The organism is Labilibaculum antarcticum (genome assembly GCF_002356295.1).
Classification (GTDB): domain Bacteria; phylum Bacteroidota; class Bacteroidia; order Bacteroidales; family Marinifilaceae; genus Labilibaculum; species Labilibaculum antarcticum.
In genome coordinates this window covers 1,485,483-1,504,410 of sequence record NZ_AP018042.1, presented here as the reverse complement: position 1 = coordinate 1,504,410, position 18,928 = coordinate 1,485,483, and the positions used below count along the sequence as shown (strand labels likewise).

At 35.8% G+C, this 18,928-nt stretch carries 23 protein-coding genes; 5 read left to right on the top strand and 18 right to left on the bottom strand.

Annotated features, from left to right (window positions below; translation table 11 throughout):
* Positions 1-74: 74 nt before the first annotated feature.
* The 5 genes from ALGA_RS05630 to ALGA_RS05610 all read right to left on the bottom strand — a co-directional run bounded on the left by ALGA_RS05630 (position 75) and on the right by ALGA_RS05610 (position 2,613).
* Positions 75-374 carry a substrate-binding domain-containing protein gene (locus tag ALGA_RS05630; protein WP_096428397.1) on the bottom strand — a complete coding sequence of 100 codons (300 nt, stop codon included), beginning with the start codon at positions 372-374 and terminating at the stop codon, positions 75-77.
* A 163-nt stretch (positions 375-537) separates the two neighbouring features.
* Positions 538-837 (bottom strand): two-CW domain-containing protein, encoded by a 300-nt coding sequence (locus tag ALGA_RS05625; RefSeq protein WP_096428396.1) that lies wholly within the window; start codon positions 835-837, stop codon positions 538-540.
* A 180-nt stretch (positions 838-1,017) separates the two neighbouring features.
* Entirely contained in the window at positions 1,018-1,578 is a 561-nt protein-coding gene (locus tag ALGA_RS05620) for a DUF4269 domain-containing protein (protein WP_096428395.1), read from the bottom strand.
* Positions 1,579-1,983, bottom strand: a complete 405-nt coding sequence (locus tag ALGA_RS05615; RefSeq protein ID WP_096433448.1) for a nucleoside 2-deoxyribosyltransferase — start codon at positions 1,981-1,983, stop codon at positions 1,579-1,581.
* A gap of 60 nt (positions 1,984-2,043) precedes the next feature.
* Entirely contained in the window at positions 2,044-2,613 is a 570-nt protein-coding gene (locus ALGA_RS05610) for a hypothetical protein (protein WP_096428394.1), read from the bottom strand.
* Between the two features lie 928 nt (positions 2,614-3,541).
* On the opposite strand from ALGA_RS05610, the gene ALGA_RS05600 reads away from it, so the two are divergent.
* Both ALGA_RS05600 and ALGA_RS05595 read left to right on the top strand, forming a co-directional pair.
* A complete protein-coding gene (locus tag ALGA_RS05600; RefSeq protein ID WP_096428392.1) occupies positions 3,542-4,246 on the top strand; it encodes a VIT1/CCC1 transporter family protein in 705 nt (234 codons plus the stop codon).
* 21 nt (positions 4,247-4,267) lie between these two features.
* Positions 4,268-4,768, top strand: a complete 501-nt coding sequence (locus ALGA_RS05595; protein ID WP_096428391.1) for a hypothetical protein — start codon at positions 4,268-4,270, stop codon at positions 4,766-4,768.
* Positions 4,769-5,247: 479 nt separating this feature from the next.
* Here the strand turns inward: ALGA_RS05595 and ALGA_RS05590 are convergent, their stop codons facing one another.
* From ALGA_RS05590 to ALGA_RS05540, 11 genes are all read right to left on the bottom strand, one after another.
* Positions 5,248-6,294, bottom strand: a complete 1,047-nt coding sequence (locus tag ALGA_RS05590; protein WP_096428390.1) for a hypothetical protein — start codon at positions 6,292-6,294, stop codon at positions 5,248-5,250.
* 62 nt (positions 6,295-6,356) lie between these two features.
* Positions 6,357-7,880 (bottom strand): apolipoprotein N-acyltransferase, encoded by a 1,524-nt coding sequence (gene lnt, locus ALGA_RS05585; protein ID WP_096428389.1) that lies wholly within the window; start codon positions 7,878-7,880, stop codon positions 6,357-6,359.
* A gap of 1 nt (position 7,881) precedes the next feature.
* Positions 7,882-8,748 carry a DMT family transporter gene (locus ALGA_RS05580; RefSeq protein WP_096428388.1) on the bottom strand — a complete coding sequence of 289 codons (867 nt, stop codon included), beginning with the start codon at positions 8,746-8,748 and terminating at the stop codon, positions 7,882-7,884.
* Between the two features lie 21 nt (positions 8,749-8,769).
* Positions 8,770-9,309, bottom strand: a complete 540-nt coding sequence (locus ALGA_RS05575) for a DUF4924 family protein (RefSeq protein ID WP_096428387.1) — start codon at positions 9,307-9,309, stop codon at positions 8,770-8,772.
* Positions 9,310-9,335: 26 nt separating this feature from the next.
* Positions 9,336-9,713, bottom strand: coding sequence for an RNA-binding S4 domain-containing protein (locus ALGA_RS05570; RefSeq protein ID WP_096428386.1), 378 nt, complete (start codon positions 9,711-9,713; stop codon positions 9,336-9,338).
* Positions 9,714-9,740: 27 nt separating this feature from the next.
* Positions 9,741-10,394 carry an aminoacyl-tRNA hydrolase gene (gene pth, locus ALGA_RS05565; protein ID WP_231706066.1) on the bottom strand — a complete coding sequence of 218 codons (654 nt, stop codon included), beginning with the start codon at positions 10,392-10,394 and terminating at the stop codon, positions 9,741-9,743.
* Positions 10,395-10,558: 164 nt separating this feature from the next.
* Complete coding sequence (locus tag ALGA_RS05560; protein WP_096428385.1) at positions 10,559-11,131, bottom strand: 50S ribosomal protein L25/general stress protein Ctc; 573 nt, start codon at positions 11,129-11,131, stop codon at positions 10,559-10,561.
* 119 nt (positions 11,132-11,250) lie between these two features.
* Positions 11,251-12,183: a ribose-phosphate pyrophosphokinase gene (locus ALGA_RS05555; RefSeq protein ID WP_096428384.1), complete on the bottom strand. Its 933-nt coding sequence runs from the start codon at positions 12,181-12,183 to the stop codon at positions 11,251-11,253.
* Positions 12,184-12,357: 174 nt separating this feature from the next.
* Positions 12,358-12,972: a ribosome biogenesis GTP-binding protein YihA/YsxC gene (yihA, locus tag ALGA_RS05550; protein WP_096428383.1), complete on the bottom strand. Its 615-nt coding sequence runs from the start codon at positions 12,970-12,972 to the stop codon at positions 12,358-12,360.
* Between the two features lie 152 nt (positions 12,973-13,124).
* Positions 13,125-14,102: a type I phosphomannose isomerase catalytic subunit gene (locus tag ALGA_RS05545; RefSeq protein ID WP_096428382.1), complete on the bottom strand. Its 978-nt coding sequence runs from the start codon at positions 14,100-14,102 to the stop codon at positions 13,125-13,127.
* A 48-nt stretch (positions 14,103-14,150) separates the two neighbouring features.
* Positions 14,151-14,453 carry a Dabb family protein gene (locus ALGA_RS05540; RefSeq protein ID WP_096428381.1) on the bottom strand — a complete coding sequence of 101 codons (303 nt, stop codon included), beginning with the start codon at positions 14,451-14,453 and terminating at the stop codon, positions 14,151-14,153.
* A gap of 90 nt (positions 14,454-14,543) precedes the next feature.
* Here ALGA_RS05540 and udk point away from each other — a divergent pair, with 90 nt between their 5' ends.
* The 3 genes from udk to ALGA_RS05525 all read left to right on the top strand — a co-directional run bounded on the left by udk (position 14,544) and on the right by ALGA_RS05525 (position 17,211).
* Entirely contained in the window at positions 14,544-15,158 is a 615-nt protein-coding gene (gene udk / locus ALGA_RS05535) for a uridine kinase (RefSeq protein WP_096428380.1), read from the top strand.
* 105 nt (positions 15,159-15,263) lie between these two features.
* Positions 15,264-15,986: a 3'-5' exonuclease gene (locus ALGA_RS05530; RefSeq protein WP_096433444.1), complete on the top strand. Its 723-nt coding sequence runs from the start codon at positions 15,264-15,266 to the stop codon at positions 15,984-15,986.
* A gap of 106 nt (positions 15,987-16,092) precedes the next feature.
* Entirely contained in the window at positions 16,093-17,211 is a 1,119-nt protein-coding gene (locus ALGA_RS05525) for a hypothetical protein (RefSeq protein WP_096428379.1), read from the top strand.
* Between the two features lie 55 nt (positions 17,212-17,266).
* Here ALGA_RS05525 and ALGA_RS05520 read toward each other — a convergent pair whose 3' ends face one another.
* Together ALGA_RS05520 and ALGA_RS05515 are read right to left on the bottom strand one after the other, a co-directional pair.
* A complete protein-coding gene (locus ALGA_RS05520; protein WP_096428378.1) occupies positions 17,267-18,076 on the bottom strand; it encodes an alpha/beta fold hydrolase in 810 nt (269 codons plus the stop codon).
* Positions 18,077-18,214: 138 nt separating this feature from the next.
* Positions 18,215-18,928, bottom strand: a complete 714-nt coding sequence (locus ALGA_RS05515; RefSeq protein ID WP_096428377.1) for a pyridoxine 5'-phosphate synthase — start codon at positions 18,926-18,928, stop codon at positions 18,215-18,217.

Genomic DNA, 18,928 nt, shown 5'->3' with positions numbered 1-18,928 from the left:
TTAAGATTTACCTAAAATACCGAATAATTACGGATAATCAAATCTTTTATTATTACATGTGGAAGTTTAGAGAGCTATTTTTGCGTAGAATCTCTTATAATTAATCTACTTGACAGATTTATTGTTTTGGGTTCTAATATATTTTTTTCATGAATTCTTTGAAAAAGTCTTTCTGTTGCAATTTCCCCAATTTCCAGTCCCATAGGATCAATAGTGGTAAGTGATGGGTTATACATTTTACTGAATGTGTTTTCACAAAATCCAATTACTCCAAGATCTGCAGGTACTTTAATTTTTTTCGAATAAACCACTTTCATGATACCTGACATGCTAAGATCACTAATTGCTAAAATAGCATCAGGTTTTTCTTTCAAATTAAAAAGTTTATGAGCTTATGTCTCTGTTTCTTTTGTTGATTAGAGATTACAAGATTTGGATAAAAGTGAATATCAGGTTGAAGTAAATTAAAGCTTCATATTATTAATATTGCTTTGGGATAAGCATTTGAGAAGAATAGCTTGTTGATGATTCGGCAACCTATTTATTTTGAAGTGTTCCTTCTGATAGTAGTGTGAATTCTCTTCCTTGTTCGTAGTTTACCAGTTTAAAGAAACTACAATTGATGCAGTTCAGTAGTTTATCTTCCAAGTCACCTTGAACTTGATCATTACAGATAGTAGCTTTAACTGTCCAACAATACCTGCCAGAGTTTGATCCTCCGTTAATTCCATGGTTATATTTAAGCGTACTTGCCGGACAAGTACCTAATTCGGTACTATTTATTCCACCTGCTTCCCGACCACACTTGTAATATTCCCAACAGTTTAATCCTTCCATATCTTCAAAATATTGACTAAAGGTAGGGTGTAAACTCCTGATAGTCGAATTTTATCGTGTTATAGCTGTTCCTATTTGGTAAACGAATTGTAATCGGAGGTAAACATTGAATTTTCTTATTCGTAAGCGCAAGATTATTTTGTGTTGTCACCTGATATACTAGTAATTACGATCAGTGATTTAGCTTATGTTCCAGTGTTGTAGTATTTCAGTGTCAGTAATGCCTTCCATGTCTAATAATTGTTGATATGGATCACCATCTAATTTTAATAATTTGGCAAATGCAGGTTCTGTTTTTAGACCTTCTTTTTTTAACTGAATTACTTTTTGTTTAAAATCCTCGCCCAGTAATTGCAGAATACGATGCTCAATCAGCATATGACGATATGAGTTTTGATCTGTGCCTGGGAAGAGTGAGCCAAATATTTCAAATGGAAAATCCTGGTAGGTAAAACTTGCCACGACCACCCAGTATCCGTTTTTTTCTTTTTGTTGTATTTTGAATTCTTTTTGTTCTCCAAACAGGCTTTTCATTTTCTTCTCGAAATTGTCCGCATCCATATATCTGCAGGTAATATCTAAATCACTTGATTCTATTGAAATGCCGATGGGAATAGTGCCGGTCAAAATTGGAGAATACTCTGCGAGAAGATTATAAATCTGAAGTTTCATTATACTTTTATATGCTCTTCTCTGAATTGCCGAACCCGAATTTAGGTAGGAGATATCTTGCCAGTTCATCTATTTGGTTTTAAGTTGTGTCTTCAATATTTCTTTTGCTTTCGATATGTTGGAGTATTCAAAACATTGTAATTCGGAACACCCGCGAATCATTGCCGAGGTAGATTTGCCATTTATGGTTCTGTACAAACAAATAATTGGCTTCTTCATGTCAATAGCCCGGCCAATTTCGTAGCCTACGCCAAGCGAAGGAACAGTTACTTCAGCAATCACAACATCCGATTCTTTTACCCACATCACATCCCGATCGTGTATTTCCTGATCGGTCATTGTGGTATCGATCGTTTTTGATCCAATGTGCTCGGTTAAAACGGTTCCGTATTGCTTTAATTCTTGAATCAATTCTGCATACAAATCCGTGTCTTGCTGGCCACCTCGTATCGATCCTGAAAAATAAATCTTCATATTGTATTCTTGTTTAGCCGTGTATCCTGTAAAAGGCACTTTACTGTACTATTTCAGGGCTTAATTCAACTGCTCTTGTACTTTGGCTGGAATCAATCTTTTTAATCCTTTGGCCTGTGGCGAATTCACATCAATGTACTTCCAATCATCCGATTTCTTATCGGCAACAGCTACCATCGATCGGTGAGCCTGAATGGTAAACGAATTTGATGTTTCGTTATATTTCACATTCTCTTTGCCAAATTCTTGTTCGAACTGAGGTTGCATTAACGAACTTCCTTGCGACATCATTCCGGTAAGTCTCACTTTGATTACTCCGTAGTATTGAATTTTGCAATATTTCTCTTTTCCATAATCTACTACTTCTGAAATATTGTCAATTGATTTAAAATCGGTTGACATTTTAACGCCCAGATTATCCATTTGCTCCAAAACAAGTAACATGTTATCCTTGCTCATCATCTCAAACATGGGCGGATACATCATTTCCGTAACCGTGTTCCACTGTTTGTTATTAAAAGCTGTTGTATAATTTCGTAGATCTTTTTCGAAATGTTGTTTCAGTTGTGTTTGACTAAATCCTGTCGTTATTGCAAAACTTAGTACAAGCAGTATGGCTATTCTCTTCATGTTGTTCATTTATTAAATTCTGAGGAAGATAAGAAAAAGCTTTTAGCAATTGGAATTAAAAATTGTTAAAACAAGAATTTTCCTGTATTATTTAATCAACTTATTGCTTCTGTTTGGTAGAATTGCTGCGAATAAGTAAGTGAAATTATTGACGATGAATCCAATCAAATTCGAGCGTGATACTTCCTTTTTATTCGGAACTATTTCGGCTAATGAACCAATCGTTTTCCTGATAAGTAAATGAGTTTCTACCCAAATTGATGATCTTTTTACCTTGCAAATGGGGACTTCTATTTAAGTAGATGGTCTTTTATTCCACAAGAAATGAACTAATACTCAAGTGGATGATTTCTTTTTCCTTGCAAAATGGACTTCTATTCAAGTAGATGGTCTCTTTTTTACTAGAAAAGGGACTCTTACTCAAGTATATGGTCTCTTCTTCCTTAATAAATGGACTTCTATTCAAGTATATGGTCCCTTTTTCCTCAAGAAATGACCATCTATTCAAGTATCTACTCTCTTTTTTACCAGCAAATATTCTCCTGGTATTTTGCATGTTAGGCACCTGATAATAATTTATTGACGGCTCTTTTTTGGGTGGTATAACTGTACGCTAATAAATCTGAAGTTTAACTTGGCTGCCTCATAAAAGAGAATTAATTTAGATAAACGAAAGGAAACATCTACTGTGCCCCTTACTATGGAGAAAGATCTTTTATATCCTGTGATCACAGGAAAGAAAAACAAAGAAACACCTCCTGTGGATGATACAATTTACAAAGGGACCATCACTTTAAGTTATCGAAGAAAAAAACTGCAGAGAACCGATCGATCATGAGAAAGAATAAGAGTTTTATCTGTGGCCAAATTAAATGTATACTTCTTAAGATATTGTAGCTTTTAAAATACAGACGATTAGAAAATTAAAATGACAGAACAAACGGATAATTATTTAGACAATCATTACATACATAGAAGTAATTGGTTAAGGGCAGCAGTTCTTGGTGCTAATGATGGAATTTTATCAACTGCGAGTCTTGCAATTGGTATTGCGGCGGCAACTGATATCAGAGAGCCTATTGTGCTGGCAACTGTAGCGGCATTAGTTGCAGGGGCATTGTCTATGGCAGCAGGAGAGTACGTTTCGGTAAGTTCTCAAACCGACGTGGAAAAAGCGGATATTGAAAGAGAAAAACAAGAGTTGGAAGAAATGCCGGAAATTGAATTGCTGCGATTGGCTGAAATTTATGAAAAAAGAGGATTGAAAAAACAAACGGCATTAACTGTTGCAAAAGAATTGTCGGAGCACGATGTATTAGCTGCGCACGTTAGAGACGAATTGGGAATAAATGAAATGAGTCAAGCCAAACCAATACAAGCTGCTTTTGCCTCAGGTGCAGCATTTAGTGTAGGAGGAGTGTTACCACTTGTGGTGACTATCTTTTTGCCTTTAAAAAACATGGAGTATTCTCTTTACTTTTTTGCGATCTGCTTTCTGATCATTTTAGGTGCATTAGCGGCTAAAACTGGTGGTTCAAGCGTAAGTAAGGCAATTATTCGAATTACATTTTGGGGAACCATTGCGATGGGATTGACGGCGGTTGTTGGTTATTTATTTGGAGTTGTTGTTTAATTAAATCTTAAAATAGAAACGATGAACGGAGCACATTGGCATTTAGCCATTAATCATTTACCGATTATCATACCAATAATTGGTTTGCTTATTATGCTGGGCGGTCTCTTCCTAAAATCAGAAATATTAAAGAGAGCTGCATATTGTATTTTCATACTAGGAGCAATTACTGTTATTGCTGCTTTTGCAACAGGCGAAGGTGCCGAGGAAGTGGTGGAAGGAATACAAGGCGTAGATAAACACTTTATTAAAGTGCACGAAGAAACAGCCGAAGTTTTTTCAATATTACTCTATGTTTTGGGTGGTTTTTCCCTATTGGGATTATGGGCAAATTGGAAAAAGAAATCCTTTTCGGTACTAATGCCTTTTTTAACAATTGCGTTATCAGTAGTTACTCTTTTGTATGCAAAACAAACGGGAACTACGGGAGGAGAAATAAGGCATACCGAAATAAGAACTGCTGACAAGTTCAATAACACAATAACGAACCAAAACAGTGTGCAAAAAGAAGATCTTAAATAGAATTCAATATAGACTCCAAATTTTAAGATGGGCGAGGCGTCAAAGCATTTTAGACACCTCCTTTTTTGCTGAGAAGCACTGTAAAGCATTTTATAGTGCTCTTTTTTTGCACAGAAGCATTCCAAAGTATTTTATAGACCTTCTTTTTTGCTCAGGAGCAGCATAAAATGATTTAAGAATGTGTTCTAGGACGGTTTAGATACAGTTTCGTGAACAGTTTTAATATATCCAATATATCCTCGTAGGAGAGAGCTTTCGGAATACCGATTAATCTTTCGTTGTAAATTATAAATTTGCAAGCTCATCTGCGACCCAACTCAAGATACATTGGTCTGATAGCTTTTGGCTTTATAGCCAAGACCAAAGTCGATTTGGTTTAATCCTACTATTTATGGCGTAGCAAACTAAAGAACAAAAGACCAACTCCGCGCGGAATTGGTCTTTTGTTTTTATGTCTTTTTATGTCAGAGGTAAAATTCTTACTGCAATCTGATCTTGCAATTGTTGGCTCTGATGTTGAGTTTCGAGAATGCTTTTTTATCGCCAACACGCCCTTTGGCTACAAATGTCTTTTTATCGGCAGTTGCTTTGTTTGTTAAGGTGAAGTCTTTTGAGTTATCGAATTTTACCGATTTGTGATTAATTTCATAATCGATTTGTGCGCCTGCCATAAAACTAAGGCCAACATCGCCATATTTCGAATCTATTTTTACAAACGAAAACATGTTGTTAATATTGAAAATATTGATGTGTCCGAATTTTTGATCGTAATCAACTTCGCCACCCATTTGGCTAATTTCAACTTTGCTAAAGTTCGACGATCCGTAAAGATATTCCAGTTCTTTAATATCGAATTTATCGCGGGCCGAGGTCATGCTAATGTTATCAGCAACGCCAATAGTAAATTCAGAATCGCGACTCTCTCCAGTTAACTTGTTTGCATTTTCGATAGTCACTTTCGAGTTGGCAACATTTAACTTAGAATCACTAAGTTTTTGGGCTTTAAAAGTACATCCTGTAATGGTAAGGCTGTTTTCGCCGTTTAAGCTTTGAGCCGTAAAATTCCCGTTTGTTAAATCAAGAGTCAAATTGCCATCATGACTATCCAAAAAAACATCTCCATCTTTCTGAATGATGTCTAAATTCACATTTGGAGGCAACTGAACGGTATATTGTATTTTTATTTCTCCCTTGTTAAAAAGAGAATTGGTGAGTTTTTTAAGTGAGAAAAAATCGCCCATAACTGTTTCTGCAGTTAATTGAGATTCCCCTTCAGTAAAATTGATATTAATATTATCGGTTATTTTTTTTGTTTTCTCGTCATTCGAACCTTCAACACTAATCAGTACCTCAAATTTAATCTCAGTTTTGTCCCAGTGTTTAATTTGAATTTTACTGAATTTCGATTCAATTTTAAGATTTTCGACAGACTCAAAAGTCTTCTCAATTTTTTTGTGTTTAGTGATCGCATTTGCTGATCCAACAAAAAAACAAATTCCAAGAAGTGCAAACAGTAATCGTCTCATAGTATTTATATTTTTAGAATTATTTATAAGGGAATCTTAATCCAATAGTAAATGTAAAACTTTTAACTCCTTTTAGTGACATTAGATTGTGTTGTCACACGAATTTTAACAAAGATTAATAAAAGAGTGGCGATAAACAGACAAACCCGGCCAATGTAATCTCCATGTTCCGAGTAAAATGTTTTTTCTTTTATCAGTTTTAACTCGCCTGTCAGTACTGATTTTTCCCACCACATGGTTTTCGCAACAATCGTGCCTTTAGAGTTGATGTAAGCCGAAATGCCATTGTTGGCCACCCGAATGTAGTCTCTGCGGGTTTCAATGGCTCTTAATCTGCTAAAATTGAAATGATGCTTATATCCAGGAGTTGTTTTCCACCATCCGTCGTTGGTAATCATACAAAGAAAGCCAGGCATTTCCGGAACTCTTTGTGCGCAGTAATCTCCAAAAATTGATTCGAAGCAAACAACAGGCACCAATGCTATGGAATCCGACAGAAAATAGTCAATGTAGTTTTTACTGCTGTATGTTCCTTGGTATCCTCCAATTTCAAGCGAATAATCCTTTAAAAAGCTTAGGTATTTATCGAATGGAACTCTCTCAAATAAGGGTACAAGTTTTGTTTTGTGGTAAAATTCGGGAGCTATTGTATCAGTTAAAAATAATGCTGAATTGAATGATGCTGATTCGATATTGCTGTGCGTTCCAATTAGTATTTTTGTTTTAGGATATTTCTTTTTTAAATCGAGTAAGCGCGAATAGTAGGAGGATTGCATAGGCTGATTTTCATCGATAGATGTTAAAATAACGGTTTCGGGTGCAAACAAGAAATCGGGATGGTGACTACTGCAAACAGAGTCTGCTGTAGTCATAAAATCTGCAAAGTGTTTTCCTTCGTATTCGGGAATAAATTTTTCGGTGTACGGATCCAAATTTGGCTGGATGAGAGCAAAGCTCTTAAAGCCGGTTACATTCTCCTTTTGGTGATACAAAAAAACAGAGTAGAGGAGAGGAATACCTATCAAAAGGATCATTCTAACTGAGTTTAATGCAATTCTATTTTTCGGGTTTTTTATTATTGAATACAACCCAATATTTATGAGAATCACCCACAAGCTGCCGCCACGTGTTCCTGTAAATTCATACCATTGCACCCATTTGGGAGCTGAGGCAAAAGCATTTCCAAGATTCAACCAAGGCCAGGCCAAATCCCACCAGGTATCGAAATATTCAAAGCCCAGCCAAATAAGCAGGAAAGGGAAGAGAATCTGAATTTTCAAGTGCTTTCTTGATCTGCTGATCATCCAAAAAATCAGCGCAAGCAAAAGAGAATTAATAAGTATGATGAGGATTACACCCGTGATTTGAGCTTTGCCAACCCACCAATATGCCAGAATGTTCCAAACTAAAAAACTGAGAAAAGAATAGTTGAAAAGTAAGTAGGGGTTGTGATGATTTATCGTTTTTTCTTCCAGCCACAAAAGGGGGATCCAGGCAAAAAAGATGAGGGGGAAAAGTTGTGGAACACAAAAGGGCATGCCCAATAAAAGACCAGAGGCAATAGCAAGAAGAATATTTTTATTCACGTTATCGATTCGTTAAATGAACTCCAGCTAAGATAATAATTATTGATGCGGTTTGAGCAATGGAAATATGATCGCCACCAATTGCAATGCCCCAAAATATGGCTACAATGGGAATAATGTAGGCGATGGATGCCGCAAAAACATACGATGATTTCTTGATTAGCTGATTGTACATGATAACTCCGGCGAAAGTTAAGATCGCGAGTAAGCCAAGCATGATTGCACTTTTTGTTAACGTTTCAGATGCCAAAGGAGCACTTAAATCGGTGAAAGCCAGAAAGATTCCAGCCGCGGGACCCACAAAAAGAAATGCTAAGGAAGCAATTTCGGTTCCGGTAAGCTTTGGCAACGAAAAACTAACAATATTTATGCTGATGGCTACCGATAAAATGGCCATAAACACATAAAAAACGCCCCAGAAATAAGACGATCCAAAAGAATCTCCTGAAAAGCTAAGGATAAGCGTCCCTGCAAATCCCAGTAGAATTCCACCCATTACTTTTTTGTTTGTGCTGGATTTAAAGAAAAGGATGGCAATTAGTAAGGTAAGCATGGGTAACATGGCATTTAGCATACCGGCAACCGAAGAGCTGATTTGAGTTTGTGCTTTGGCGAAAAAATAGGCGGGACCTATGTTTCCTGTTATTCCAGAGAGTAGAAGTGGTAATATATTCTCTTTCGAAAGTTTTCTGATGTTTTTAGCAATCAGAGGAATAAAAAGTAAAAATGAGAAGAATACCTGAAAAGCAGCCACCTGATTGTGGCTGAAGCTTTCCAGAGCAATTTCTCTTAAGATATAAGGACTTCCCCAAATGAAAGAAACTAAAATAAGTAATATCCAATTGGTGTATTTGCTTGGCAGAGTCATTGGTATTGGGGAGTTGTGGATTTATTCTTTATCTTCTTCGAAAGTCTTGTATTTTACCGTTAATTCAGAAATCATTTGGCTGAAAGTGGTAATTGCCGCAAGTGTATCTTTCGAGATTTTTTTTTCCTGAAGTTTTAGCATCAAAATTCCATACAAAGCAGTAAGGCAGACTTCAATATCATTATTTTCCTGAGTAGCATTTGATCTTTCGCGAAACTCAGAAATATTACCAAGTGCCTGCTGGTAATGACTGTTGTATGCTGAATCTTTACCCTTTGTTAAAAGAAATACATGATAGTCATACAATTCGTTAACATTGTTTTTAAGGATTTGAAGATGTCCCATTTTTTCAATCTTCTCGATCTTCATCATTTCAATCAGATTTTCATACCAAGCCTTGATTTCGTTTCGTTTATCTTCTGGCTGATTGAATTGTTTGATGATATTTTCGTCAATTTTATCAATGTTGAACTCATAAGCTCTAATGATATCCTCAACTTGCCACATGTAAAGTATGTATTCGGCTAAATTGGTCTGCTTTTTTTCTTGTGCTATTATCATATTTTTTCTTGTCGGTTCCGATGTGTTTATTCCTGTTTAAGCTTATCAATTAATCTTCGATCCAATTTTGTTGGTCTTCCAGTTCCTCTGTCTCGAGATTCAAAGCCTCGTGTTTTAGTCGCATCCAATAAATCCAATTGATCCTGAGCTGTTACGTCTTTCACAAAATCGACAGCTAATTTAGCACCCATCCGGTTGCCGGATATGGCTGTAACTAAATAACTTCTGGTTATGGGAGGCACTCTTATATCTATTTGTTCGTTTAGTCTTATTTCGCGTGAAGGTTTAATGTGAACGCCACCAATGGAAACTTTCCCTTTTTTACACGCTTCTGATGCCATACTTCTGGTTTTGAAAATCCGAACAGCCCATAGCCATTTGTCTACTCTAACTTTTTCATTCATGGCCTTATTTTTAATTGGAATATCGCCTTACTCGTTTATTTCCTTGCTGATTTTCTTTGTATTATATGCTGTCATGGTTCTTTGAACACCAATGGTGCTCATGCCTTTAATCATGTTAATACAGATTTTGTATAGCTCAGGTAGTTTCTCCAGTTCCTCAGGCGACCATTCACCCAAAACGTAGTCAATCTGCTGTCCTTTGCTAAAATCGGCACCAATACCAAAACGCAGGCGGTTGTAATTTTGGTGACCAAGTATCTCGTTAATATGTTTTAATCCATTATGGCCGGCAGCACTTCCTCCCGGACGCAATCGTAAGGTTTCAAACGGCAATGCAATATCATCAACCAAAACCATCATGTTTTCAACAGGTATTTTTTCTTTCTGAAGCCAATAGTTAACCGATTTCCCACTTAGGTTCATGTAAGTGTTTGGCTTTACAAGTACAAAGATACGTCCCTTAAACTTGTATTCAGCAACGGCTCCATATCTGGCATCCTTAAATTCTATATTAGCTGCTTCGGCAAGAGCATCCAAAATACGAAACCCGATGTTGTGTCTTGTGTTCGCATATTCAGCACCAATGTTGCCAAGGCCGACAATCAGATATTTCATCTCAATATTATTTTCTTGTGGCAGATGTTTAGTCTGCCCAAATAGTTTTTTTAGAAATTGTATCATAACAAATCCAAAGTTAGAATATTCGGAGCATTTTCCATGAAAACTTAGCACCCATTCTATCCTTCATTTTTGGATTGAGGGATATTAAAAAAACCTCCCATTGTTCAATAAATGGGAGGTTATATTTTTTTGCTTCATTATGCTGAGCAAAATAGTGTTGAAATCTATTTTGCAGCCATTGCAGCAGCACGAGCAGCTCTTGTAAGCTTAACTTGTACAACAACAGTGTTTTTAGAATTCAATAGTTCAATGTTCTTATAGGTAAGATCTCCAACCTGAATAGTTTTACCAAGACCAAGATCGGCAACTTTAATAACAAGGTTTTCTGGAAGATCAGCCATTGCACCTCTAACTTTTAATTTTCTTGAAATAACAGCTAGTTTACCACCAGCCGCAATTCCTTTTGCAAGACCCTCAACTAGAATTGGTAATTCTACTTCGAATGCTTTGTCTTCAAATACCTGATAGAAATCAGCGTGTAAAGCTCTATCATTAACCGGGTGGTACTGAACTTCGCTTAATACACAAGAGAATTTTTTTCCTTCAATATCTGCATTGATGACATATACTTCTTGTGTGAAAAGTAATTTTTCCAATATCTTTTTGTCAACAGCAAAGTGAATGTTATCACCACCACCATATACTTCACATGGTACCATTTCTGCTTTTCGAAGAGCTTTGGTTGCTTTTTTTCCTAAATCTGTTCTTAAAGAACCTTTTAATTCAAAAACTTTCATTTTCTTGAAATTATGTGCTACTCAAAATAAACTTCATCACCTGGTAAAAAAAAGTTCAGTTTATTTCCCATTACACGTTTATAAAACTTTTACCGAAAAAATCTGCGCAAAGATATAAATTATAATATAAAATTGGAACTAATTGATTCGCAATTGTAAACATTAAGAATTGTTTTTGCGAAAATGTTAGCAATTGTTAACTCTTTGATTTTAGAGCCTTCCTTTTTTAAAGGAATAGAATCAGTAAAAACAACCTCTTCTAAAGCAGATTCTTCAATTCGTTCGTAAGCAGGACCCGATAAAACAGCATGTGTTGCAACTGCGCGAACACTAAGAGCTCCTTTTTCCTTTAGCATATTTGCAGCTTTGGTAATTGTGCCAGCCGTATCAATCATGTCATCAATAATTACAACATGTCTGCCTTCAACATCACCAATTGCAGTCATTTCACCAACAACATTCGCTTTTTCACGAGATTTGTGACAAATAGCCAGACCTGCATTTAAATATTTTGCATAAGTATTGGCTCTTTTGCTACCACCCATATCAGGAGAGGCTACAACCAGATTATCCAATTTTAAGTTCACAACGTAAGGAAGAAGTACAGATGAACCGTATAGGTGATCGACAGGAATGTCAAAAAATCCTTGAATTTGATCAGCGTGAAGATCCATTGTCATCACACGATCAACTCCTGCTGCCATAAGTAAATTGGCAACCAGTTTGGCTCCAATTGCAACTCTGGGACGATCTTTTCTATCCTGACGAGCGAATCCAAAATATGGAATTACTGCAATAACTTTGTACGCAGATGCTCTTTTTGCTGCATCAATCATTAGTAATAGCTCCATCAAATTATCAGCTGGGGGATAAGTTGATTGAATAATGAATACTTGAGCTCCTCTTACTGTTTCTTCATAACAGACTTCAAATTCACCATCACTAAATCTAGTAATACTTGATTTTCCTAATTCCAATCCTGCGGCTGCTGCAATTTGACCTGCTAAATACTCACTGTTCGAACCAGAAAAGATTTTAATTGGGGCTTTCATTAAAATATTATTTGTTTATAAATCAGATAACTATTGTACTGTGCAAATTTATGAATTATTGCGTCAAAAAACTGATTTTAGTCAAGTTGTCGCAATTTATTTTATCCATTTAAAAGGATAATCTTTTTTATCTAAAATAAAAAAGAAGATGTCTTTACGAGATCTTCCTTATTTCTATTTTCTTTTTTGAAGTAAAACCGTTTTGTTGGTTTCATCAATAGAATTTAATATTTCTTCTTTCCCCAGACCACTCGATGCCGAGCTAATAAAAAAAGGAGGCATTTCTTCCCACGAATTCAACAATTCCTTTTCGTAGGCTTTAACGTTTTCAGATAATTTTTGCTTGCTAAGCTTATCTGCCTTCGTGAAAATGATAGAGAAAGGGATTCCGTTAACACCTAACCATTCCATAAAATCAACATCCTTAGTTTGTGGTTCGTGCCTACAATCGACGAGTACAAATAAATTGATGAGATTGGGACGGCTTTCGATAAAACTGAAAATTAATTTTGAAAACCGCTGTTTGGTATTCTTTGCAACCTTAGCAAAACCATAACCAGGCAAATCCACCAAATACCATTGATCATTAATTAAGAAATGATTAACCAATTGAGTCTTACCAGGCTTGGTAGAAATTTTCGCCAAACCTTTATGATTGGTCAGCATATTTATAAGTGATGATTTTCCCACATTCGAACGTCCAATAAAAGCATATTCTGCCTTATTGTCGATAGGACATTTTTTTATATCCGAGTTGGACATCACAAATTTTGCACTAGTAATATTCATGGAGTATTTTTTTTACGCTGCAAAGTTATACAGATTCTTATCTTTTCCGAAAAATGCTTCAACTTTATTGACCGATCATGTTATTTGGATGGGGAATAAAAAAATCCTCTTTTCAAATGTATGAAAAGAGGATAGGTTCATTTTTCAAAAGCCTATTTTATATAGATTTCAAGAATTTTTGTTTTTGATTTCGGAGTAAGAGTCAAATTGTTAATAATTGCAGGAATCAAAACACTTTCTCCCTTTGCAACACTTAATGAATCTTCTCCATAGGTTATTTCCAAATCACCTTCTAAACACATATAGATTACAAAAGAATCTAATTCCAAATAATCTTTTTCTACTGGTTGATCAAATTCGAGAATATTGGTGGTGAAATACGGACAACGAACCAATTCCGAAGCTTTATTTATTTCGGTCTCGTAAGTAGTTTCATATTTTTTCTCGTAACTGTAGTCAATTGCATCAACAGCAAGTTCGGTATGCAGTTCTCTAGGGTTACCGGCATCATCAGTTCTGTTGAAATCGTACATCCGATAAGTAACATCTGATGTTTGTTGAATTTCCGCCAAAAGAATTCCTTTTCCAATTGCATGAACACGGCCAGCAGGAATAAAGAAACAACTTCCTTCTTTTACAGGTGCATTGTTTAAAATATCTTCCAACTTGCCCTCTTCCAACTTCGCTAAATATTCTTCTTTGCTGATGTCCTGATTAAAACCAACAATCAATTCAGATCCTTTGTCGGCTTCAATAACATACCACATTTCGGTTTTGCCATAAGCATTGTGCCTTTCTTTCGAAAGTTCATCATCAGGATGCACCTGAATGGAGAGTACATCATTGGCATCAATAAATTTGATCAACAATGGAAATTCAATCCCGAAATTTTCATAAACCTTATCTCCAACAAGGTCGCCCATGTAAATTTCAATGAGTTCTTCCAGATCATTTCCTGCTAAAAAGCCATTACTAACAACTGAAATATCTCCCTCTACACCTGAAATCTCCCAACTCTCACCGGCATTAGGCAGCGGCGAAAAATCTTTATTCAATACTGTTTTTAATTTGCTTCCACCCCAAATTTTATCTTTAAGGATGGGCGTAAATTTTAATGGATACAAACTCATTTTGTACAATTTTTTAATTTGATTGCTAATTATGGCTTTTGGATAATTTTAAAATTCGTAGTCGATTACTTTACGTTCTGCTACCATTTCTTTTACAATAGAGACTGCTTTTAAATGCTCAGGATGGTTCGCGTATAACGGCAAAGCGTCCATGTTTTCGATGTCAACATTCACAATAAAATCAAATGAAGCATCGGAATGCAGTTGGTCAAAACCAATTTGTAAAAATTTGATTTCAGGAATTTTTTCTTCCAGTCCATCAAAGGCATTTTGTAATCTATTGTGATATTTTTCTTTTTCTTCAGCCGAATCGAAAGCTTTAAACTTAAACATTGCAATGTGCTTGATCATTTTAATTCTTTTTTAAATTATTAGTAACTTTCCCGCCGAAGTTAATGCAAAATTAGCATTTTTGAATCAAACATCTAAATATCATACAACATGTTGATTATTGGAATTGCTGGCGGAACAGGCTCCGGCAAAACTACAGTGGTTAGGAAAATCATTGAAAGATTGAATCAAGGGGAGGTTGCCGTTTTACCACAAGATTCTTATTACAGAGATAATGTCGAGCTCACATTAGAAGAACGTCAGGAAATAAATTTTGATCATCCAAGATCAATAGAATTTGAATTGTTAATTGAACATGTAAAGAGCTTAAAGCAAGGCGAGGCAATAAATCAACCCATCTATTCCTATATTACCTGTCTGCGTTCCGACGAAACGATTAAAGTTGAACCTAAGGGGGTCGTTATTGTGGAAGGACTTTTAATCCTTACAGATCCGGTTCTTAGGGACTTAATGGATTTAAAAGTATTTGTTGATTGCGATGCAGATGATCGATTAAATCGTGTAATTAAAAGAGATATTATAGAGCGGGGCAGGTCGGTTGAAAGGGTATTGGATCGTTACGAAAAAACAGTAAAACCAATGCATCTTCAGTTTATTGAACCAAGCAAGCGTTATGCAGATATTATTGTACCTCAGGGTGGTGATAATATTGTAGCCATAGATATTTTGACTCATTTTATTCAGAAAAACCTGATAATTAGTTAGTAAGATGTTATCTTTTGTTTCTGATTTAGAAAAATAAAAATGGAGACTTTGTTACTGTCTCCTTTTTTTATAACTTTTCGTTTTATTTATGATAAGTCTTTTGTTATGTTGAATCAAATTAAAGTCGAAAATTTACTTTTTGTAGATATTGAGACTGTATCCGGGAATGCTACTTTCGAGGAGATGTCACCCAAATTACAGGAGCTGTGGGAGAAAAAATCTAATTATTTTCGAAAGGAAGAGGAATCACCATCCGAAGTGTATGGAAGAGCTGGTATTTATGCCGAGTTTGGTAAAATCGTGTGCATTTCAACGGGCTTGGTCACAAAAAAGAATGGAGTTAAAAAATTTGTTGCGAAATCGTACTATGGCGATGATGAAAAACAATTGCTAGAGGAATTTGCTTTGATGCTGAATCGTTTTTGCAGCAAGCCAAACCGTAATTTGTGCGCACACAACGGAAAAGAATTTGACTTCCCATATATCGCCCGAAGAATGCTGATAAACGGAGTTGTGTTGCCTCCTGTTTTAGATATTGCAGGTAAAAAACCTTGGGAAGTACAGTTTATCGATACCATGGAGCTATGGAAATTCGGCGATTACAAGCACTATACTTCTTTGGCCCTGCTTTGTGAGATTTTTGGAATCCCTACACCCAAAGATGATATTGACGGATCGATGGTTGGCAAAGTGTATTGGCAGGATAATGATTTGGAACGAATTGCCATATATTGCGAGAAAGATATCCTGGCCACAGCGCAAGTGTTTTTGCGTTACCAAGGTGAGGAATTAATTCCTGAAGCTAATTTTGAGCGTGTATTGTTATAATTGTCTTGCTAATGTACAATAGTTTCGCTTTTTTCGTGTTTATGTATCGGGATGTGAATCCTAATTTGATTAAGAATTATTTTAAAAACTAAAAAATAGAAAATTGATGAATACTTCATTTTATAATAAATTATCCTTTGCGATAATGATTGTTGGAAGCCTATTTTTAACCTCCTGCGGAAGTAGTAGTAATGGAGGAGGAGATGAGGAAGAATTTGAATTTAACTCTTCCGATCTAACCAATAAGTATTGGTATGCGAATCCGTATTTATCTTCTGATTATAATCGTAATGATGCTTTGATTGTGTATCGATTCGAAGGAGGAGGAGTTCTGAAAAAACAAGAATTTAGCGGGAGAAGAGATGAGGTTGTAGGAGATTGGAGTTTGGTTGATAATCAGTTGGTGATTCAAGATGAATCTATATCGGCTAATGACAGACAGGAGTGGTTCGTTCAGACAAGCTCAACCAGTTCTTATTTGAAGCTTAATAGTTCGACGGGAACCAGAGAGTTTTATACCAATATTGATGAAGTAAATGATGTTACTGCTGATGCTTATGTGGTAAATGATTTGCGTCTGGTAAATAATACATATGTATCATCTTATAAAATGGAATATGCGGTATATGGTAATAAGTTAAGTCAGGTTCACGCACTTACCAATGCCTCTACTAGTTTCGAATTGGAAGATTTTACCGATTTTCAAGGAGAGAAAGTGTATTATTTAAAGGAATCTGACCGTGCTAATTATTTTGATATTTTTGATGGTGCTAGCCTTGTGAAATTTTATCTGAAATTTGATGGCGGAGAAAACTATAAGCTTGAAGAGCAGGTTTATGGATCTGATATTGCTGCGTTGGATAATTTTTCAACCACAGCTACTCACGCTAGTGGTGCTGGAAGCGTAACTATAAAATGGAATGCAATTGATGAGGATGATATTTATTACTTCGTTGAAATTTTGGACAAAAACGCTAACGAGTATTTACCAAAATTTAGAAGTACTCGTCAATCTGCTGATGCAGGTGAGGCTAAAGAGTTGGAAATTGATAATTTAACCGCGAGTGAATTTGAAGCATTGGATGAATTGGCCATTGGAGAAGATTATTACGTGAAAATATCAGGATTTAAATACGAAGAGGGTATCGATCCGGATAACAGTTCAAATAAAGAAATAAATATTCAGGCAGTAACCCGCTATATTTTTAAAGCTGGGGCATGGTAGCATGAAAATAAGAGAATTTCAAACCCGAGACAGATTTCTGTTTCGGGTTTTTTATTTAATCCAAAACGAAATACTCTACTGTTTTTATCAAAAGGCTTGGTTGTTCTGCGTGCACCCAGTGTCCGGCATTAGGAATAGTCGTGATTTCCGCCTTAGGGAATATGGTTCGTATTAAATTGTGGTCGTTATCGGAAATGTAATTCGATTTTTCGCCGCGAATAAACAGAACCGGAAATGCTGTAATTCCTTTTCCCTCAGCAAAACGATCACCATCAATACCGTCCATTATTTCGGGCAAGTAATCGTGAATAGTTTTAATATTTAGTTTCCAGATAAATTGTTTGTTCTCGTCTCTTTTTAAGTTTTTAAGAAGAAATTGACGAACCCGTTTACTGGTTATACTATCTGATAATTTTTTATCAATCTCAGTTCTGTTTTTGAAAACCGATAAATCCAAATTAAGCATGGCTTTCACTATGCCAGAATGATCGATTGTTTGTGGGGTGTAATCAGAAATTTTGCTGTAGTTTTTAGGAGCAATATCAACAACAAGTAAACTGCTGACTCTTTCCGGATAATCAGCAGCAAAAAACATCACCGTTTTTCCTCCCATCGAGTGCCCAAGCAGAATTGCTTTTTCAATTTTGTGATCGTCCATAAATTCCAGTAGATCTTCTTTTAAATCCTGATAGGTATGTGAATCGGCATGAGGAGAGTCTCCGTGGTTTCTTTGATCGATAATATAAACTTCGAAGTTCTCTGAAAGCTCTTTGGCAATGCTTAGCCAATTGTCCGACGCACCATAAAGGCCATGAAGAATTAGTAATGGATGACCTTCACCAAGTTTTTTGTAATTGAGTTTCATTTATCGGGAATTGATTTAAAAAATAAAGATAAGAACCAAATCGATAAGGTGATTGGCTAAATTTAGTTTTTTAAGAAGATTCATAAATAGCAAAGGATGCTTTGTGAGCATCCTTTAAGTAATGTAATTCGTTTCGAATTATTTCAAACATCTTAAATACATCTGAATGGTGTTTTCCAAACCATAGTACAATGCATCAGAAATAAGAGCATGACCGATTGATACTTCGGTTAAATTCGGAATGTTATCGTTAAAATATTTAAGATTTTCCAAGCTTAGATCATGTCCGGCATTAATTTCCAGACCTAATTCGTGAGCCTTTTTTGCTGCTATTACAAAAGGGCGAATTGCTTCTTCTTTATTCTTTGGAAAATCAGTAGCGTAAGGCTCAGTATATAATTCAATGCGATCTGTTCCTGTTGCAACAGCACCTTCAACATTAGCCAGGTTTGTGTCAACAAAAATAGAGGTTCTGATTCCGGCAGCTTTAAATTCCTTGATTATTTCGATCAAAACATCGCGGTTTTTAACCGTATCCCATCCTGCGTTAGAGGTTAAAGCCTCTGGCGGATCTGGAACAAGAGTCACCTGTGCCGGCTTTGCTTTTAGTACCAAATCGATGAAATCTCTGGTTGGATATCCTTCAATATTAAATTCGGTCGTAACTAAAGATTCTAAATCCCGAACATCCTGATAACGAATGTGTCTTTCATCAGGACGAGGGTGTACGGTAATGCCTTCCGCTCCAAATCTTTCACAATCTAAAGCAACCTTGCAAACATTAGGAGTATTCTCTCCACGGGCATTTCTTAATGTTGCAATTTTGTTTATATTTACACTAAGTCTGGTCAT

Excerpts from the sequence above, each read along its gene's own strand:
- ALGA_RS05625 (WP_096428396.1), bottom strand. The coding sequence starts at position 837 with ATGGAAGGATTAAACTGTTGGGAATATTACAAGTGTGGTCGGGAAGCA.
- ALGA_RS05620 (WP_096428395.1), bottom strand. The coding sequence starts at position 1,578 with ATGAACTGGCAAGATATCTCCTACCTAAATTCGGGTTCGGCAATTCAG.
- ALGA_RS05615 (WP_096433448.1), bottom strand. The coding sequence starts at position 1,983 with ATGAAGATTTATTTTTCAGGATCGATACGAGGTGGCCAGCAAGACACG.
- ALGA_RS05610 (WP_096428394.1), bottom strand. The coding sequence starts at position 2,613 with ATGAAGAGAATAGCCATACTGCTTGTACTAAGTTTTGCAATAACGACA.
- ALGA_RS05600 (WP_096428392.1), top strand. The coding sequence starts at position 3,542 with ATGACAGAACAAACGGATAATTATTTAGACAATCATTACATACATAGA.
- ALGA_RS05595 (WP_096428391.1), top strand. The coding sequence starts at position 4,268 with ATGAACGGAGCACATTGGCATTTAGCCATTAATCATTTACCGATTATC.
- ALGA_RS05590 (WP_096428390.1), bottom strand. The coding sequence starts at position 6,294 with ATGAGACGATTACTGTTTGCACTTCTTGGAATTTGTTTTTTTGTTGGA.
- ALGA_RS05580 (WP_096428388.1), bottom strand. The coding sequence starts at position 8,748 with ATGACTCTGCCAAGCAAATACACCAATTGGATATTACTTATTTTAGTT.
- ALGA_RS05575 (WP_096428387.1), bottom strand. The coding sequence starts at position 9,309 with ATGATAATAGCACAAGAAAAAAAGCAGACCAATTTAGCCGAATACATA.
- ALGA_RS05570 (WP_096428386.1), bottom strand. The coding sequence starts at position 9,713 with ATGAATGAAAAAGTTAGAGTAGACAAATGGCTATGGGCTGTTCGGATT.
- pth (WP_231706066.1), bottom strand. The coding sequence starts at position 10,394 with ATGATACAATTTCTAAAAAAACTATTTGGGCAGACTAAACATCTGCCA.
- ALGA_RS05560 (WP_096428385.1), bottom strand. The coding sequence starts at position 11,131 with ATGAAAGTTTTTGAATTAAAAGGTTCTTTAAGAACAGATTTAGGAAAA.
- ALGA_RS05555 (WP_096428384.1), bottom strand. The coding sequence starts at position 12,183 with ATGAAAGCCCCAATTAAAATCTTTTCTGGTTCGAACAGTGAGTATTTA.
- yihA (WP_096428383.1), bottom strand. The coding sequence starts at position 12,972 with ATGAATATTACTAGTGCAAAATTTGTGATGTCCAACTCGGATATAAAA.
- ALGA_RS05545 (WP_096428382.1), bottom strand. The coding sequence starts at position 14,102 with ATGAGTTTGTATCCATTAAAATTTACGCCCATCCTTAAAGATAAAATT.
- ALGA_RS05540 (WP_096428381.1), bottom strand. The coding sequence starts at position 14,453 with ATGATCAAGCACATTGCAATGTTTAAGTTTAAAGCTTTCGATTCGGCT.
- udk (WP_096428380.1), top strand. The coding sequence starts at position 14,544 with ATGTTGATTATTGGAATTGCTGGCGGAACAGGCTCCGGCAAAACTACA.
- ALGA_RS05530 (WP_096433444.1), top strand. The coding sequence starts at position 15,264 with ATGTTGAATCAAATTAAAGTCGAAAATTTACTTTTTGTAGATATTGAG.
- ALGA_RS05525 (WP_096428379.1), top strand. The coding sequence starts at position 16,093 with ATGAATACTTCATTTTATAATAAATTATCCTTTGCGATAATGATTGTT.
- ALGA_RS05520 (WP_096428378.1), bottom strand. The coding sequence starts at position 18,076 with ATGAAACTCAATTACAAAAAACTTGGTGAAGGTCATCCATTACTAATT.
- ALGA_RS05515 (WP_096428377.1), bottom strand. The coding sequence starts at position 18,928 with ATGACCAGACTTAGTGTAAATATAAACAAAATTGCAACATTAAGAAAT.